16 protein-coding genes are annotated in these 16,751 nt (G+C 67.2%); 10 read left to right on the top strand and 6 right to left on the bottom strand.

Annotation, left to right across the window (positions count from 1 at the left end; genetic code table 11):
• Positions 1 to 60 precede the first annotated feature (60 nt).
• The 4 genes from D3H34_RS06885 to fabV form a co-directional block, all read right to left on the bottom strand.
• On the bottom strand, positions 61 to 2,124 hold the full coding sequence (locus tag D3H34_RS06885; RefSeq protein ID WP_119552838.1) for a bifunctional 2',3'-cyclic-nucleotide 2'-phosphodiesterase/3'-nucleotidase: 2,064 nt from the start codon (positions 2,122 to 2,124) through the stop codon (positions 61 to 63).
• Positions 2,125 to 2,265: 141 nt separating this feature from the next.
• Complete coding sequence (locus D3H34_RS06880) at positions 2,266 to 3,489, bottom strand: NAD(P)/FAD-dependent oxidoreductase (protein WP_119552704.1); 1,224 nt, start codon at positions 3,487 to 3,489, stop codon at positions 2,266 to 2,268.
• Between the two features lie 164 nt (positions 3,490 to 3,653).
• Positions 3,654 to 4,073 (bottom strand): group II truncated hemoglobin, encoded by a 420-nt coding sequence (locus tag D3H34_RS06875; protein WP_119552703.1) that lies wholly within the window; start codon positions 4,071 to 4,073, stop codon positions 3,654 to 3,656.
• A gap of 28 nt (positions 4,074 to 4,101) precedes the next feature.
• On the bottom strand, positions 4,102 to 5,298 hold the full coding sequence (gene fabV, locus D3H34_RS06870; RefSeq protein ID WP_119552702.1) for an enoyl-ACP reductase FabV: 1,197 nt from the start codon (positions 5,296 to 5,298) through the stop codon (positions 4,102 to 4,104).
• A 192-nt stretch (positions 5,299 to 5,490) separates the two neighbouring features.
• Here fabV and D3H34_RS06865 point away from each other — a divergent pair, with 192 nt between their 5' ends.
• From D3H34_RS06865 to D3H34_RS06845, 5 genes are all read left to right on the top strand, one after another.
• Positions 5,491 to 6,318 carry an ABC transporter substrate-binding protein gene (locus D3H34_RS06865; protein WP_119552701.1) on the top strand — a complete coding sequence of 276 codons (828 nt, stop codon included), beginning with the start codon at positions 5,491 to 5,493 and terminating at the stop codon, positions 6,316 to 6,318.
• Between the two features lie 121 nt (positions 6,319 to 6,439).
• Complete coding sequence (locus tag D3H34_RS06860) at positions 6,440 to 7,135, top strand: amino acid ABC transporter permease (RefSeq protein WP_119552700.1); 696 nt, start codon at positions 6,440 to 6,442, stop codon at positions 7,133 to 7,135.
• A gap of 13 nt (positions 7,136 to 7,148) precedes the next feature.
• On the top strand, positions 7,149 to 7,859 hold the full coding sequence (locus D3H34_RS06855) for an amino acid ABC transporter permease (RefSeq protein ID WP_119552699.1): 711 nt from the start codon (positions 7,149 to 7,151) through the stop codon (positions 7,857 to 7,859).
• Complete coding sequence (locus D3H34_RS06850; protein WP_119552698.1) at positions 7,856 to 8,599, top strand: amino acid ABC transporter ATP-binding protein; 744 nt, start codon at positions 7,856 to 7,858, stop codon at positions 8,597 to 8,599. The genes D3H34_RS06855 and D3H34_RS06850 overlap by 4 nt, the downstream gene beginning before the upstream one ends.
• Entirely contained in the window at positions 8,596 to 9,597 is a 1,002-nt protein-coding gene (locus tag D3H34_RS06845) for an isopenicillin N synthase family dioxygenase (RefSeq protein WP_119552697.1), read from the top strand. The genes D3H34_RS06850 and D3H34_RS06845 overlap by 4 nt, the downstream gene beginning before the upstream one ends.
• 24 nt (positions 9,598 to 9,621) lie before the next feature.
• Here the strand turns inward: D3H34_RS06845 and D3H34_RS06840 are convergent, their stop codons facing one another.
• Complete coding sequence (locus tag D3H34_RS06840; RefSeq protein ID WP_119552696.1) at positions 9,622 to 10,290, bottom strand: HAD family hydrolase; 669 nt, start codon at positions 10,288 to 10,290, stop codon at positions 9,622 to 9,624.
• A 90-nt stretch (positions 10,291 to 10,380) separates the two neighbouring features.
• Entirely contained in the window at positions 10,381 to 11,724 is a 1,344-nt protein-coding gene (locus tag D3H34_RS06835) for an MFS transporter (protein ID WP_119552695.1), read from the bottom strand.
• Between the two features lie 185 nt (positions 11,725 to 11,909).
• Here D3H34_RS06835 and cyoA point away from each other — a divergent pair, with 185 nt between their 5' ends.
• The 5 genes from cyoA to D3H34_RS06810 form a co-directional block, all read left to right on the top strand.
• Positions 11,910 to 12,935, top strand: a complete 1,026-nt coding sequence (gene cyoA, locus D3H34_RS06830; protein ID WP_119552694.1) for a ubiquinol oxidase subunit II — start codon at positions 11,910 to 11,912, stop codon at positions 12,933 to 12,935.
• Position 12,936: 1 nt separating this feature from the next.
• A complete protein-coding gene (gene cyoB, locus D3H34_RS06825) occupies positions 12,937 to 14,940 on the top strand; it encodes a cytochrome o ubiquinol oxidase subunit I (RefSeq protein WP_119552693.1) in 2,004 nt (667 codons plus the stop codon).
• Positions 14,933 to 15,574, top strand: coding sequence for a cytochrome o ubiquinol oxidase subunit III (gene cyoC, locus D3H34_RS06820; protein ID WP_119552692.1), 642 nt, complete (start codon positions 14,933 to 14,935; stop codon positions 15,572 to 15,574). Before cyoB ends, cyoC begins: the two co-directional genes overlap by 8 nt.
• Positions 15,571 to 15,987 carry a cytochrome o ubiquinol oxidase subunit IV gene (cyoD, locus tag D3H34_RS06815; RefSeq protein ID WP_119552691.1) on the top strand — a complete coding sequence of 139 codons (417 nt, stop codon included), beginning with the start codon at positions 15,571 to 15,573 and terminating at the stop codon, positions 15,985 to 15,987. Before cyoC ends, cyoD begins: the two co-directional genes overlap by 4 nt.
• Positions 15,987 to 16,751: SURF1 family protein (locus tag D3H34_RS06810; protein ID WP_147400395.1), on the top strand; the 765-nt coding region annotated here is incomplete at its 3' end. The genes cyoD and D3H34_RS06810, both read left to right, overlap by 1 nt.

The following is a 16,751-nucleotide window of genomic DNA, read 5'->3' as shown; positions in this document are numbered from 1 at the left end:
GGAGGCCGTCAGCCCCCACCCCTGCCCTCCCCCAGCGGGGGAGGGAGCAGTTCATTCAGGTCACTGGCCCAGCTCGACCTTGTAGACCGAGAGCCCCTTGCCACTCTTGTCATCCGCCTTCAGCAGCGAGATGTTCGTCAACCCCGCGTCCGTCGCCGCACTCAGCTGATCCTGCCCCGACGTGATCGTCACGTTGCCCGACGTCGTCACCTTCGTGAAGCGCCAGCTGCGCGCCGCGCCGTTGGCCGCGCGCGTGATGGTCTTCTTGGCCTTGATGTACGCGATCAGCACGTCACGGTTCGCATCGGGCGAGGCGTAGATCGTGGCGCGCCCGTCCAGCGCCGGGATGAAGCTCGCGCCGCTGGTCGCGCGGTAGTTGTTCGTCGCAATGACGAATTCCTTCGCCGGGTCGATGGGCGCGCCCAGGTACATGAGGTTCTTGATGCGGCTGCCCACGGCCTGCGTCACGTCGATCTCGTACTGCATGTCGGGCGTGGTGAACATGTCGAAGTTGTAGCCCGGGAAGGTGCTGATGAGCGGCTGGTCGGCCGTCGCCGCCGGGTCGATCTTGTTGAAGCGCTTGGCCGCCGCTTCGAGCCAGCCCTTGATCTCGGCGCCCGTCACCTTCACCGCGTACACCGTGTTCGGGTACAGGTACAGGTCGGCGGCGCTGAAGATCGCGAGGTTGCCCACGGCCACGTCGGTGTAGTCGCGTCCGCCCTCGAAGCCCGACTTGAACGGTGCGCTCACCGACAGCACCGGCAGGCTCGCGTACTGCGGCAGGTTGGCCTGGATGTAGGTCTTCACGTAGTCGGCCTGGGCCTGGTTCACGATCTGGATCGCGCCCGGGTCGCCGACGTCGGCGAAGAAGGTGTTCATGCGGAAGTCGGTGGTGCCGACCGGCGTCTTCACGTAGTCGATCGCGGCCTGGTGCTGCGTGTCGACCAGCGGCGCCACGCTCGGGTCGGCATCGACGTACACGGCCTTGCCCGTGCCGTCCTTGCCGGTTTGCGTGGAGCGCGCCTCGACCAGCGTCTTGCTCTTGTCCACGCCCCAGGCCTTGCCGTCCCACACCAGCTCGAGCTTGACGAGACCCAGCGCCTTGCCCCACGAACTGGGCATCACGGCCGGCACGCCGTTCACCGTGCCGGCGGCGTTGTCCACACCAGCCTGCGTGTAGCCGGGCTTGGCGCCGCGGTCGGGGAACAGGCCGTGCTGGTGGCCCATCATCAGCACGTCGATGCCGGGCACCTTCGACAGGTACAGGCCCGGGCTTTCCATCGACGGCGAATACGGTGACGCGTCGAGGCCGCCGTGCTGCAGCGCGACGACGATGTCGGCGCCCTTCTCGCGCAGCTCGGGCACGTAGCGCTTGGCGGCTTCCACGGCGCCTTCGGTGCGCAGCTTGCCTTCGAGAAAGCGCTTGTCCCAGTTCATGATGCCGGGCGTGGTGAAGCCGATCACGCCGACCTTCACCGGCACCGTCACGCTCTTGCCGTCGGGTGCGGTGGCGGTGAACTGCTTGGTGACGATGGTGTAGGGCGCGACCAGCGGCTTGCCGCTCTTCACGCTCTGCACGTTCGCCAGCACCATCGGGAAATTCGGGCCGGCGCACTTCTTCGTGCCGTCCACGCCCTCGACATCGAGGCCGCCGCCGAGCACCTGGTTGAGGAAGTCCAGACCGTAGTTGAACTCGTGGTTGCCCAGCGTGCCGGCGTCGTAGCCGGTGGCGTTCATCACCTTGTACATCGACAGCGGCTGCGTGCACGGGATGCGGCTGACCAGCGCCTCGTAGTCGGCCAAGGCCGTGCCCTGGATGGTGTCGCCGTTGTCGAACAGCATCGTGTTCGCGAACTCCTTGCGCGCGGCGTTGATGAGCGTGGCGGTGCGCTCGTAGCCGTACGACTTGTCTTCGGCGAGCTTGAAGTAGTCGTAGCTGCGCACGTTGAAGTGCAGGTCGGTCGTTTCGAGCAGCGCGACCGTGGTGCGCGTGCCGGCGGCCACAGGCGCCGGGGCAGGTGCCGGCGCAGGGGCCGGAACGATCGGAGGAAATGCCGTGCCGCCTCCGCTGCTGCCGCCACAGGCGACGAGCACGGCGGACAGGACGGCGGCACAGGTGGTCATGGGGGCGAGGCGCGCAAGCGACGCGGCCACTGCGTTGTTCATCGAGAGGTCTCCCTGCGGATATGAGGAAGGCCAGTCTCCGAAAGCAGGGTGACAGACCGGTGAATCCGGGCCTGTCGTGCGGCACCCCCGCGACAACCGTTACGACAGGTGATTCTTTAGTGGTACCGCCGCATCCACCACCGCTTCAGGCGCAGGGTTGCGGCCCGCTTCGAGCAGCTTGCGGCTCATCATGTGATCGACCGGCGCGTTCACCGATTCGACGCACACGAGCTGGCCGTCGACGTAGTGGAACAGCGAGAACGCCTCGGGCTTCGGCCCTGCGCGGCGCACGCTCACCAGGCCCGGCGTGCCTTCGGCCGGCATGAGACCCGCCATCTGCAGTCGCAGGCCGCCCTGGTCGGACCAGAACCACGCGACCACGTCGTGATCGCGAGCGGCGCCGGTCAGCGTGGCCACCGCCGTGCGCGCCTGGTCGTTCGCGTTCTGCACCGATTCGAGCCGCAGCGCGCGGCCCGCGCGGCGGTCGGGAAAGCGCGTGCAGTCGCCCACCGCGAGCACATCGGCCGCGCTGGTCTGCATGCGGCCGTCGACCACGATGCCGTCGGCGCATTCGATGCCGGCCGCTTCCGCGAGCGCGGTCTCGGGCACCGCGCCGATGCCCAGCAACAGCAGGTCGATCGGCTGCTTCGTGCCATTCACTTCGAGCGACACGAGCCGGTCGCCCTCGACCTCGAAGGCGCCCGTCTGCGCGCCCAGCACGATGTCGATGCCGGCTGCGCGGTGCGTGGCGAGCACATGCGCCGACAGCTCGGGCGACACGGCGCGGCCCAGCAGGCGCGGCGCGCATTCGATCACCTGCACCGACTTGCCCAGCGCCTTCGCGGTGGCCGCCACTTCGAGGCCGATGAAGCCGCCGCCCAACACGGTCACCTGCTGTGCATCGGTCAGCCGTGTGCGCAGGCGATGCGCCTCGTCGGCAGCGCGCAGGCTCGCGACGTTCTCCAGGCCCGCTTGCAGGCCGGGCATCTGGCGCGCGCGCGTGCCGGTGGCCAGCACCAGGCGCTCCCACGGCAGCACCGCGCCCGAGCGCAACGTGACGGTGTGCGCTTCGCGGTCGATGGCCACGGCGGCATCGCCCAGGTGCAGCGTGATGCCCGCTTCGCGGTACCAGTCGGCAGCCTTGTGCGGCTGCGTGGTTTCTTCCGCGCTCTTGAGGAAGGCCTTCGACAGCGGCGGACGGTGATAGGGCTCGCAGGCCTCCTCGCAGACCAGGTGCACGCGCGCGCCCTGCCCGGCTTCAGCAAGCCCGGCGCAGAGCTGGGCCGCGGCGTGGCCGCCGCCGATGATGACGATGGAATTCATGGCGTGATTTCTTTCAAGTCGGTGTTGGATCGCTGTCAGAGCGGTGGTGAACTTGTCTTTTCGAGGAACACCGCGGAACCGGCTTTGCCGGGCCGCTGGTGTTGCCCCCGATAGGGGGTTGGCGAAGCGACACGAAGTGCGCGCAGCCTGGGGGCGAGCCTTTTCTACTCGCCGCGATTGCGCATCCAATCCGCGGTCTTGAAGAAGGAGTCGCGCAACCTCGCGCGCAGGTCCTCGGGCACACCGGTCTCGCCCATCGCCTGGTCCATGCAGGCCAGCCACTGGTCGCGTTCCTTGATGCCGATGGTGTGGCCGCCGATGGCCTGCGGCAGGTGCCGCGCGCGCAGCATCGGATGGCCGAAGCGGTCGGTGTAGTGGGCAGGCCCGCCGAGCCAGCCGCACAGGAACCAGAAGAGGCGCTGGCGCGCGTTGTCGAGGTTGGTGCCATGCACGGCGCGCAGTTGCGCGTAGGCCGGCTCGAGGTCCATCAGGTCGTAGAAGCGCTCGACCAGCGCCTCCACCTTCGGCTCGCCGCCGATCCACTCGAAGGGCGTGCCGGCGGGCGGTTTGTCTTGAATCTGCATGGGGAGGGAGTATCCCTGCGAGTCCGCTCTAGAGTTGGATCAGATCGGGAATGCCCACATCGGTGCTCACGTCGGCCGTGTAGTCCACGCCATCGACGGCAAAGCCGAACAGGCGCAGGAACTCGGTCTTGTAGCCCGCGAAATCGGTCAGCTCGTTGAGGTTCGCGTCGGTGACCTGCGGCCAGAGCTCGAGCACGCGCGCCTGCACCTGCGGCGCCAGTTCCTTGTAGTCGGCGCGCAGGCGGCCTTCGTCGTCCAGGTGCGGCGTGGCGCCGTACAGGCTGTCGGCGTACAGGCCGTGCACCTGCTCGATGCAGCCCTCGTGCGTGCCTTCGGCCTTCATCACCTTGAACAGCAGCGACAGGTACAGCGGCATCATCGGAATGGCCGAGCTGGCCTGCGTGACCACGGCCTTGAGCACCGACACACGCGCATCGCCGCCCTTGGCCGCGAGCTGCGCGCGAATGCCCAGCACCTTCTCGTCGAGGTCCTTCTTGGCGGCGCCGATGGAGCCGTTCCAGTAGATGTCATGGGTGATCTGCTCGCCCAGGTAGGTGAAGGCCGTGGTCTTCGCGCCATCGGCCAGCACGCCGGCCTGCTGCAGCGCGTCGATCCACATCTGCCAGTCTTCACCGCCCATGACGGCGACGGTGTTGTCGATTTCTTCCTGCGTGGCGGGCTCGAGCACCGATTCCTTCACGCTGCCGCTGTCGGTGTCCAGGCCGCGCAGCGTCACCGCCTTGCCGATGGGCTTGAGCACGGAATTGAAGACCTGGCCGGTCTTCGGATGCGTGCGGCGCGGTGCGGCCAGGCTATAGACCACGAGGTCGACTTGGCCCAGGTCGGCGCGGATGGTGTCGATGGTCTGCTGCTTCACCGCATCGGAAAAGCCGTCGCCGTTGATGCTCTTGGCATAACGCCCTTCGGCCGTGGCGGCACGGTGGAAGGCAGCGGAGTTGTACCAGCCGGGCGAGCCGGGCTTGGTCGCGCTGCCGGCGCGCTCGAAGAAGACGCCCAGCGTGTCGGCGCCGCTGCCGAAGGCCGCAGTGATGCGCGCGGCCAGGCCGTAGCCGGTGGATGCGCCGATCACCAGTACGCGCTTGGGGCCGCCCGCGATGGGGGGCTTGGCTTTGACGTACTCGATCTGTTGCCGGACATTGGCTTCGCAGCCCACGGGATGGGTGGTGACGCAGATGAAGCCGCGCACGCGGGGTTGGATGATCATGAAAAGCTCGCTCGGTAAGACATTCGGGGGACGGCAACAGGGGCACGTCGCGGCGCCGCGAATTTAACCCAGCCGGCAGCAGGCCGATTCATCAGCCCTATATGCATATGTCGATTGACGATTTAATAATCTTGGGTTTTATTGATATGGTTCCGGCCTGAATTTCACTCTGGAGAGAGGACGATCCCCACCATGCGCCACACCCTGCTTGCCGCGGCCCTTGCCGCTTCCGCCCTGCTGACCGGCGTTGCCGCCCACGCGGACCAGCTCGCCGACATCAAGAAAAAGGGCGAACTCGTCGTCGGCGTGCTCGGCACCGACGAGCCCGCGACCTTCATCGACCCGAAGACGCGCCAGATCGTCGGCTACGAGGTCGACCTGGTGAACGCCATCGCGAAAAAGATCGGCGTGAAGCCGGTGCTCAAGCAGATCGCCGTGGCCGCGCGGATTCCCGAGCTGCAGCAGGGCCATGTGGACCTGGTGGCCGCCGGCCTCACGCACAACAAGGAGCGCGAGGCGCAGATCGACTTCTCGCTCACCACCTTCGTCACCGGCCAGAAGGCCGTCGTGAAGAAGACGAGCAACATCACCGAGGTGTCGCAGCTCGGCGGCAAGAAGGTGCTGACCATCCGCGGCGGCACGCAGGAACCCAACATCCGCAAGGCCGTGCCCACCGCCGAGGTCGTGACCTTCGACACCAGCCAGCAGGCCTTCCAGGCCCTGCAGCAGGGCAAGGGCGTGGGCTACGTGGACGACGAAGCCGCGCTGCTGCGCAGCTACGCCAAGCTGGGCCCGCAGAAGGCGCAGTACGTGGTGCTCAAGCAGAACCTGAGCACCGAGTCGCTGGCCATCGGCATCAAGAAGGGCGAAGCCGGCCTGAAGGCCGTGGTGGACGACACGCTGCGCGAACTCGAGAAGTCGGGCGAGGCGCAGAAGATCTTCATCAAGTGGTATGGCCCGAACACGGCGTCGGGCTTCCAGACGCGCGACTTCAAGCTCGAGACTGACAAGATCGACTGAGCCCGCGCGCTCGGCACACCAGGGGCGGGCCGCCATGCGACCCGCCCTTCGCTTTTGAGCGGCACGGCGCGCATGCGTACCATGTGCGCCCCTGCGCCTTTCGCCGTGCCTTCCGTTTTCCATGCCCCTGTTCGACTATTCGCTGCTGCTCACCGGCCAGTACCACGACATGCTGGTCGCGGGCCTGTGGCTCTCGCTGCAGCTGCTTGCGGTCTCCCTCGTTGTCGCGCTCCCGCTGGCGCTGGTGGTGGCGCTGCTGCGGCTCTCGCCGCTCGCGCCGCTGCGCTGGCTCGGTTTCGCGTATGTGGAATCGATCCGCAACATCCCGCTGCTGGCCCACATGCTGTTCTGGTACTTCGGCGCCCCCGAGCTGCTGCCCGAAGGCGTCAAGACCTGGCTCTACGAAGGCCACATCGAGGCCTACAGCGCGATCGTGGCGCTGTCGCTGTACACGGCGGCCTTCATGGCCGAGGACATCCGCAGCGGCATCCGCTCGATCCCGACAGTGCAGTTCGAGGCCGGCCGCGCGCTGGGCTTCAGCTTCCTGGCCACCATGCGCCGCGTGGTGCTGCCGCAGGCGCTGCGCGTGACGGTGCCGCCACTCATCTCGCAGACGCTGAGCCTGTGGAAGAACACCTCGATCGCCACCGTGATCGGCGTGGCCGAGCTGATGTACCAGGCCGGGCAGGTGGAAAGCGCCACCTTCCGCAGCTTCGAGTCGTTCGCGTTCGCGAGTGCGGCCTATCTGACGGTCTCGCTGGCCATCACGGGGCTCGCCACCTGGTATCACCACCGCTTCCCGGTGCGGACGATCTGAAAGCGGTGCGCTGATGCTCGAAATCATCAACGACTACTGGGTCTACTTCCTCATCGGCCAGTACCCCAACGGCCCGCTCGGCGGGCTGGTGCTCACGCTGCTGCTGGCCTCGTGCGGACTGGTGCTCGCGCTGCCGCTGGGCATCGTGCTCGGCCTGGCGCGCGTGAGCCCGTGGCGCTGGCTGCGCTGGCCCGTGACGGGCTTCGTCTTCGTGGTGCGCGGCCTGCCGCTCCTGATGGTGATCTTCTGGGCCTACTTCTTCCTGCCCAGCGTCACGGGCGTGAAGACCGACCAGTTCACCACCATGCTGATCGCGCTCGTGATCTTCGACGCCGCCTACCTCGCCGAGATCGTGCGTGCCGGCATCCAGGGCCTGCCGCGCGGGCAGATGGAAACCGCGCGCGCGCTGGGCCTGAGCTACTTCGGCGCGATGCGCCTGGTGGTGCTGCCGCAGGCGCTGCGCAGCATGCTGCCCTCGCTGGTGAACCAGTTCGTCTCGACCATCAAGGAGACCTCGCTGGGCTACATCATCGGGCTGGCCGAGGTGTCGTTCATTGCCACGCAGATCAACACGCAGGTGTTCACCAAGCCGGCGCAAATCTACCTGATCCTCGGCCTGACCTACTTCATCCTGTGCTTCGGCCTCTCGCGCTTCGCTTACTGGCTGGAGCGCCGGCTCGCGCGCCGCGGCCTTCCCGCCGCCACCCTCAAGGTGTCCGCATGATCGAACTCGAAAAAGTCAACAAGTGGTACGGCAGCTACCACGCGCTGGTCGACGTGACCGAAACCATCCACAAGGGCGAGGTCGTCGTGGTGTGCGGGCCCTCGGGCTCGGGCAAGTCGACGCTGATCCGCACCTTCAACCGGCTGGAGCCGATCCAGTCGGGCCGCATCACGCTCGACGGGCAGGACATCCACGCGCCCGGCCTGGACGTGAACGCCTTCCGTTCGCGCATCGGCTTCGTGTTCCAGCAGTTCAACCTGTTCCCGCACCTCACGGTGCTGCAGAACTGCACCATGGCGCCGATGCAGCTGCACGGCCTGTCGCGCAAGGAAGCCGACGAGCGCGCGATGGCGCTGCTGCAGCGCGTGGGCCTCGCGAACAAAGCCAATGCGTGGCCCGGCGAGCTGTCGGGCGGCCAGCAGCAGCGCGTGGCCATTGCGCGCGCGCTCGCCATGAAGCCGCCGCTGATGCTGTTCGACGAGCCCACCAGCGCGCTCGACCCCGAGATGGTCGGCGAGGTGCTGCTGGTGATGCGCGACCTCACGCGCGACGGCATGACCATGGTGTGCGTCACGCACGAGATGGGCTTCGCGCGCGAAGTGGCCGACCGCGTGCTCTTCATGGACCAGGGCCAGGTGCTGGAACGCGCCACGCCCGACGACTTCTTCAACCGCCCGCAGCATCCGCGCGCGCAGCAGTTCCTGTCCGACATCCGATCGCCTTTTTCGAGAGACGCATGACCGACTCCTCCCTCCCCCTCATCGACGTCGCGCCGCTGGTGGCCGGCACACCGGAACGCGCACGCGTGGCGGCGCAGATCGGCGACGCCTGCCGCGCGCACGGCTTCTTCTACGTCACGGGCCATGGTGTCGACGCGGCGCTGGTGCAGCGGCTCGAAGACCTGAGCCACCAGTTCTTCGACCTGCCCGAAGAAACCAAGATGCAATGGCGCATGGCCCTGGGTGGCCGCGCCTGGCGTGGCTTCTTCCCGCGCGGCGGCGAGCTGACCTCGGGCCGCCCCGACTGGAAGGAAGGCCTCTACCTCGGTACCGAGCTGCCCGCCGACCATCCGCTGGTGCAGGCGAAGACGCCGGTGCACGGGCCGAATCTCTTTCCCGACGTGCCCGACTTTCGCGAGACCATCCTCGCGTACATGGACGCCGTCACGCAGCTGGGCCACCGGCTGATGGAAGGCATCGCGCTGAGCCTGGGCCTGCCCGCGAGCTACTTCGCCGAGCGCTACACGGCCGATCCGCTGATCCTGTTCCGCCTCTTCAACTACCCGACGCAGGCCGTGCCCGAAGGCCTCGACGTGCAATGGGGCGTGGGCGAGCACACCGACTACGGCCTGCTCACGATCCTGCACCAGGACACCGTGGGCGGCCTCGCGGTGCACACGCCAGGCGGCTGGATCGACGCGCCGCCGGTGCCCGGCGCCTTCGTCTGCAACATCGGCGACATGCTCGACCGCATGACCGGCGGGCTCTACAAGTCCACGCCGCACCGCGTGAAGCGCAACACCTCGGGCCGCGACCGGTTGTCGTTCCCGCTGTTCTTCGACCCGAACTTCGAGGCCCGCGTGCAGCGCATCGAGGGCCTGGCCGGTGCCGACGCGCTGGACGACAGCGCCGAACGCTGGGACCGCGCCAACGTGCACGCCTTCAGCGGCCGCTACGGCGACTACCTGCTGGCCAAGGTGTCGAAGGTGTTTCCGCAGCTGCGCGACGAAGTGCTCTGAGCACTTGCCCCGGCGCTGCGTACGTCAGGGAAACCAGCGAGGCACGTGCGGCATCGCATCGTGCAGCGAATCGAGCACGTGAAAGGCCTGCGCGACGATCGCCTCGGGCGGGTGCTTGAGGTCGGGCACCACCACCACGCGCATGCCGGCAGCCAACGCGGCCTTGGCGCCGTTCTCGCTGTCCTCGAAGGCGACGCAGTCCGCCGGGTCCACGCCCAGGCGTTCGGCGGCGAGCCGATAGAGCGCCGGATCGGGCTTGGCCCGCGCCACCTCGTCGCCGCCCGCGAAGGCCTCGAAGTGATGGAGCACGTCGAGACTGCCCAGGCACGCGGCGATCTGCCCACGCGTGGACGACGAAGCCACGGCGCAACGCGTGCCGCGCCCGCGCAGGGCGGCGAGCAGTTCGGCCGCGCCGGGCTTGATGGGAAAGAGCGGCCGGACGTCGCCGTCGGCACGCTCCAGCTGCAGTGCGGCGGTCACTTGCGCCGCTGCGTGCTGGTAGGCGGCCGTGCCGCCGAGCAGCTCGGCAAGGATCTGCTTCGACTCGACCATGGCCAGCCCCACGCATTGCAGGTACTGGGCGTGCGAAAGCTCGACATCGAGCGTGCGGGCCGCGGCGATCCAGGCGGCCATGATGGGGCGCTCCGAATCGATCAGCAGCCCATCCATATCAAAAATGGCGGCGGTGAACATCGAGGCGAATCCTAACCAAGCCGGCGCACCGGCCATGAAAAAGGGGCCGATCGGCCCCTTTGTCGTTGCTTCGCGTGCGGTTGAAGCGTCTCAGTCTTCCCGTGCCAGCGCCCGGTTCAGCCCCAGCGCCGCCAGCGTGCCGAGCGCGCCCGACAGCAGGTAGATGCTCACGAAGGCCAGGCCGAAGTGCGCCGACAGCCCCAGCGCGACCAGCGGTGCGAAGGCCGCGCCGATGAGCCAGGCCAGGTCGGCCGTCAGGGCCGCGCCGGTGTAACGGTACTTGGGTTCGAAGTTCGAGGTCACGGCGCCGGCCGCCTGGCCGTACGACAGGCCCAGGATCGCGAAGCCCAGCACGATGAAGATGTCCTGGCCGATGCGACCGCCGTCGAGCAGCGTGGGCGCGAAGCCGCTGAACACCGCGATCATGGCGGCCAGGCCGCCGAGCGTGAAGCGACGGCCGATGCGATCGGCGATCAGGCCCGAAGCCACGATGCCGATGGCGCCGAACACCGCGCCGACCATCTGCACGATCAGGAACTCGGTGATCGACTGGTCGGAGTACAGCGAGATCCACGACAGCGGGAACACCGTGATCAGGTGGAACAGCGCGTAGCTGGCCAGCGCGGCGAACGCGCCGATCAGCAGGTTGGTGCCCTGCGAACGGGCCAGTTCGACCACGCCGGTGGGCTGCAGCTCGCGCTCTTCGAGCAGGCGCGCGTATTCGTCGGTGGCCACGAGGCGCAGGCGGGCGAACAGCGCCACCACGTTGATGGCGAAGGCCACGTAGAAGGTGTAGCGCCAGCCCCAGTCGAGGAAGTCGGCCAGCGGCAGGCTCGAATACAGGTACGCGAACAGCGCGCTGGCCACGAAGAAGCCCAGCGGCGCGCCCAGCTGGCCCAGCATGGCGTACCAGCCGCGCTTGTTGGGCGGTGCGTTCAGCGCCAGCAGCGACGGCAGGCCGTCCCAGGAGCCGCCCAGTGCCAGGCCCTGCGCGAAACGGAACACCGACAGCAGCACGATGGCGCTGAAGCCGATGCTGGCGTAGCCCGGCAGGAAGGCGATGCCGGCGGTGGAGGTGCCCAGCACGAACAGCGCGATGGTCAGCTTGGTCTCGCGCCCGAAGCGCCGCTGGATCGCCATCGAGATCACGGTGCCGAAGGGGCGCGCGATGAAGGCGAACGAGAAGATCACGAAGGCCCAGAGCACGCCTTCCAGGCGCTGCTCGAACGGGAAGAACACCGCCGGGAACACCAGCACCGAGGCGATGCCGTAGACGAAGAAGTCGAAATACTCGGAGGCGCGGCCGATGACCACGCCGACCGCGATCTCGCCCGGGGCAATGTGCGAATGGTCGGCGTCTGCGGCGCGGGCGCCGGCTTGGGGCGGGTGCGACACAGGCTGGGCGCCTTGTGGACTGATGCTGGACGTCGTCATCTTGCTGGCTGGCTGTAATTCGGGTGTCACACCGGGGCGCGACACAGGGGGATTCTGGACACCCTGTAGCGTCGCACTGAAATGCATTTACCGCCATAGGACAAAACGTCCAATAGGCGAAACCCCTTGGCGGGCGTAGATTGCGGGGTCATTTTTGCGCGGCCTTCGCACTTTCCTCCCCCGGCATGCACATCCTCAAGACCCTTCGCCGAGCACTCCTGCTGCTTTCCGCCATTTTCCTGGCGGGCTGCAACACCGTGCTGTTGAACCCCTCCGGCGACATCGCCCACCAGCAGGGACGCCTGATCGTCGTCTCCACGGTGCTGATGCTGATCATCATCATCCCGGTGATCGCCCTGACCATCTTCTTTGCCTGGCGCTATCGCCAGTCGAACAAGGAGGCCACCTACAGCCCCGACTGGGACCACTCCACCCAGCTCGAGCTGGCGATCTGGGCCGCGCCGCTCTTGATCATCATCGCGCTGGGCGCGATCACCTGGATCAGCACCCACGTGCTCGACCCCTACCAGCCGCTGCGCCGCATCGACGCCCAGCGCGCCATTCCCGCCGACACCCAGCCGCTGGTGGTCGAGGTGGTGGCGCTGGACTGGAAGTGGCTCTTCATCTACCCCGAGCAGGGCATCGCCACGGTGAACGAGCTGGCGGCCCCGGTGGACCGCCCCATCCAGTTCAAGCTCACGGCCTCATCGGTCATGAACTCCTTCTTCATCCCCGCGCTGGCCGGCCAGATCTACGCCATGCCGGGCATGCAGACCCAGCTGAACGCGGTGATCAACAAGCCGGGCGAGTTCGACGGCTTCTCCGCCAACTACAGCGGCGCGGGCTTCTCGGGCATGCGCTTCAAGTTCCACGGCCTGAGCCATGACGGCTTCGACCAGTGGGTGGCCAAGGTCAAGACCGGCAAGGACGGCGAACTCACGCGCGAGCTCTACAAGAAGCTCGAGGCGCCGAGCGAGCGCGAACCCGTGCGCCACTACGCCAGCGTCGACCCCACCCTGTACGACGCCATCCTCAACCTGTGCGTCGACCGCAACAAGATGTGCATGAAGGAAATGATGGCCATCGACGCCGACGGCGGCCTGGGCAAGCCCGGCGCCTTCAACGTCGCCACCAAGCAGGCCTGGCAGGCCGCCTCCCTCGACACGCCCCAGCGCAAGTACGTCACCGCGATGTGCACCACCGAAGACTAAGATGCTGCAGAACCTAGACCTGACGAAGCTCGTCTTCGGCCGCCTCACCTGGGAGGCGATTCCCTACCACGAGCCGATCCTGCTCGTGACCTTTGCCGCCGTCGTGCTCGGCGGCCTCGCGCTCCTGGGCGCCGTGACCTACTTCAAGCTGTGGGGCACCTTGTGGCGCGACTGGATCACCAGCATCGACCACAAGAAGATCGGCATCATGTACATCATCCTCGGGTTGGTGATGCTGCTGCGCGGCTTCGCCGACGCGCTCATGATGCGGGCCCAGCAGGCCGTCGCCTTCGGCGACAACGCGGGCTTCCTGCCGCCGCACCACTACGACCAGATCTTCACCGCCCACGGCGTGATCATGATCTTCTTCGTGGCGATGCCGCTGGTCACGGGCCTCATGAACTTCGTCGTGCCGCTGCAGATCGGCGCGCGCGACGTGGCCTTCCCGTTCCTGAACAACTTCAGCTTCTGGATGACCACCTTCGGCGCCGGCCTCGTGATGGCGTCGCTGTTCGTGGGCGAGTTCGCCAAGACCGGCTGGCTCGCGTACCCGCCGCTGTCGGGCATCCTCTACAGCCCCGACGTGGGGGTCGACTACTACATCTGGTCATTGCAGATCGCGGGGGTGGGCACATTGCTGTCCGGCGTGAACCTGCTGGCCACCATCGTGAAGATGCGCGCGCCCGGCATGACCATGATGAAGATGCCCGTCTTCACCTGGACCGCCCTGTGCACCAACGTGCTGATCGTGGCCGCCTTCCCGGTGCTCACGGCCGTGCTGGCCCTGCTCTCGCTCGACCGCTACGCCGGCACGAACTTCTTCACGAACGACATGGGCGGCAACGCCATGATGTACGTGAACCTGATCTGGATCTGGGGCCACCCCGAGGTGTACATCCTGATCCTGCCGGCCTTCGGCATCTTCTCGGAAGTGGTCTCCACCTTCTCGGGCAAGCGCCTGTTCGGCTACGCCTCGATGGTGTACGCCACGGTCGTGATCACGATCCTGTCGTACCTCGTGTGGCTGCACCACTTCTTCACCATGGGCTCCGGCGCCAGCGTGAACTCGTTCTTCGGTATCACGACGATGATCATCTCGATCCCGACAGGGGCGAAGATCTTCAACTGGCTCTTCACCATGTACCGCGGCCGCATCCGTTTCGAGCTGCCCATGATGTGGACCATCGGCTTCATGATCACCTTCGTGATCGGCGGCATGACCGGCGTGCTGCTGGCCGTGCCCCCGGCCGACTTCGTGCTGCACAACAGCCTGTTCCTGATCGCCCACTTCCACAACGTGATCATCGGCGGCGTGCTGTTCGGCATGCTGGCGGGCATCACCTACTGGTTCCCGAAGGCCTTCGGCTACAAGCTCGACCCGTTCTGGGGCAAGTGCTCGTTCTGGTTCTGGATCGTCGGCTTCTGGATGGCCTTCATGCCGCTGTACATCCTGGGCCTGATGGGCGTCACGCGCCGCGTGAGCCACTTCGAGGACATGTCGCTGCAGATCTGGTTCCAGATCGCCGCCTTCGGCGCCGTGCTGATCGCGCTGGGCATCGCCTCGTTCCTGATCCAGCTGGTGGTGAGCTTCATCCGCCGCGACTCGCTGCGCGACACCACGGGCGACCCGTGGAACGGCCGCACGCTGGAGTGGTCGACCTCGTCGCCGCCGCCGGCCTACAACTTCGCGTTCACGCCGCGCGTGCACGACAACGACGCCTGGACCGACATGAAGGCCCGGGGCTACCAGCGTCCGCTGGACGGCTTCAGCCCCGTGCACATGCCCAAGAACACGGCCGCCGGCTTCGTCATCGCGGCGCTGAGCGCGGTGTGCGGCTTCGCGCTGATCTGGCAGATGTGGCTCGTGGCCGGCATCGGCTTCGTGGCCATGATGGTCGCGATCATCGCCCACACCTTCAACTACAAGCGCGACTACTACATCCCCGCGGAAGAAGTCGTCCGCACCGAAGAAGCGCGCACGCGCCTGCTGGCTGCCCATGTCTGATACCACCGCACTCCCCTCCCGGAACCTGAACGCCCCGGCGTTCGACCTGTTCCACGTCCGCAACGAGGACCACCACCCCGAGAACGGCACGCTGCTGGGCTTCTGGCTCTACCTGATGAGCGACTGCCTCATCTTCGCCTGCCTGTTCGCGGTGTACGGCGTGCTGGGCAAGAGCTACGCGGCCGGCCCCTCGGGCGCCGACCTGTTCGACCTGCCGCTGGTGGCGATCAACACCTCGCTACTGCTGCTGTCGTCGATCACCTACGGCTTCGCGATGCTCGAGATGCAGCGCAAGCGCATGGGCGGCGTGCTGCTGTGGCTGGGCATCACGGGCCTGCTGGGCCTGGGCTTCATCGGCCTGGAGCTGTACGAGTTCGCCCACCTGCTGCACGAAGGTGCGGGCCCGCAGCGCAGCGCCTTCCTGTCGTCGTTCTTCGCACTGGTCGGCACGCACGGCCTGCACGTGAGCTTCGGCATCATCTGGCTCGTCGTGCTGATGTTCCAGCTGCCCAAGCACGGTTTCACCGCCGCCAACCGCCGCCGCCTGATGTGCCTGTCGATGTTCTGGCACTTCCTGGACGTCGTGTGGATCGGCGTCTTCACTTTCGTCTACCTCATGGGATCGATGGCATGAGCGCCCCCGCACACACCGACGCGCACGGCCACGGCGCACACGACGGCCACGGTCACGGCGACCACCACGACGACGGCCCGGCCAGCCACAGCACCTTCAAGGGCTACATGACCGGCTTCGTGCTGGCCGTGATCCTGACGGCGATCCCCTTCTGGCTCGTGATGGGCAAGGTGATTCCCAGCCAGAGCACGACCGCGCTGATCATCCTCGGCTTTGCCGTGGTGCAGATCGTGGTGCACATGGTGTACTTCCTGCACATGGACGCCAAGTCCGAGGGCGGATGGAACATGCTGGCGCTGATCTTCACGCTGGTGCTCGTCGTCATCACGCTGGCCGGTTCGCTGTGGGTCATGTACCACATGAACACGAACATGATGCCGCACTCGATGCACGACATGAAGAACATGCCCTGATGGCATCCCCCGGCCGCCCGCGCTCAGCCGCCACGCGGATGGCGCTGGCGGCCTTCGCCGTCCTCGCCTTCGCCGGCTTCATCGCGCTGGGCACCTGGCAGGTCGAGCGCCGGGCCTGGAAGCTCGATCTCATCGCCCGCGTCGACCAGCGCGTGCATGCCCCGGCCACCGATGCGCCGGCGCGATCCGAGTGGCCCACGGTCAACGCGGCCCACGACGAATACACCCACGTGCGCCTTCGCGGCACCTTCCTCCATGACAAGGAAGCGCTGGTGCAGGCCAGCACGAAGCTCGGCCCCGGCTTCTGGGTGCTGACCCCGCTGCGCACCGCCGACGGCAGCATCGTGCTCGTCAACCGCGGCTTCGTGCCGCCCGAGGCGCGCCAGCGCACGGCGCGCACCGCATCTGAGCCCCAGGGCGACACCACCGTCACCGGCCTGCTGCGCCTGACCGAGCCCCATGGCGGCTTCCTGCGCAAGAACGATCCGGCGGCCGACCGCTGGTTCTCGCGCGACGTGCAGGCCATCGCGGCGGCACGTGGACTGGCGGACGCAGCGCCCTACTTCGTCGATGCCGAGGCTGCGCCTACACCCCAGGCCGCGCAAGCCACGTCCGACACACCCGCCTGGCCCGCCGGCGGCCTGACGGTGATCGCATTCCCCAACAGCCACCTCGTCTACGCGCTGACCTGGTACGGGCTGGCACTCATGGTGCTCGGCGCCGCCTGGTTCGTGTGGCGCCACGACCGACGCGGACTCCCGGAC

This window comes from Acidovorax cavernicola, assembly GCF_003581445.1.
This window is presented reverse-complemented; position numbering and strand designations above follow the sequence as displayed.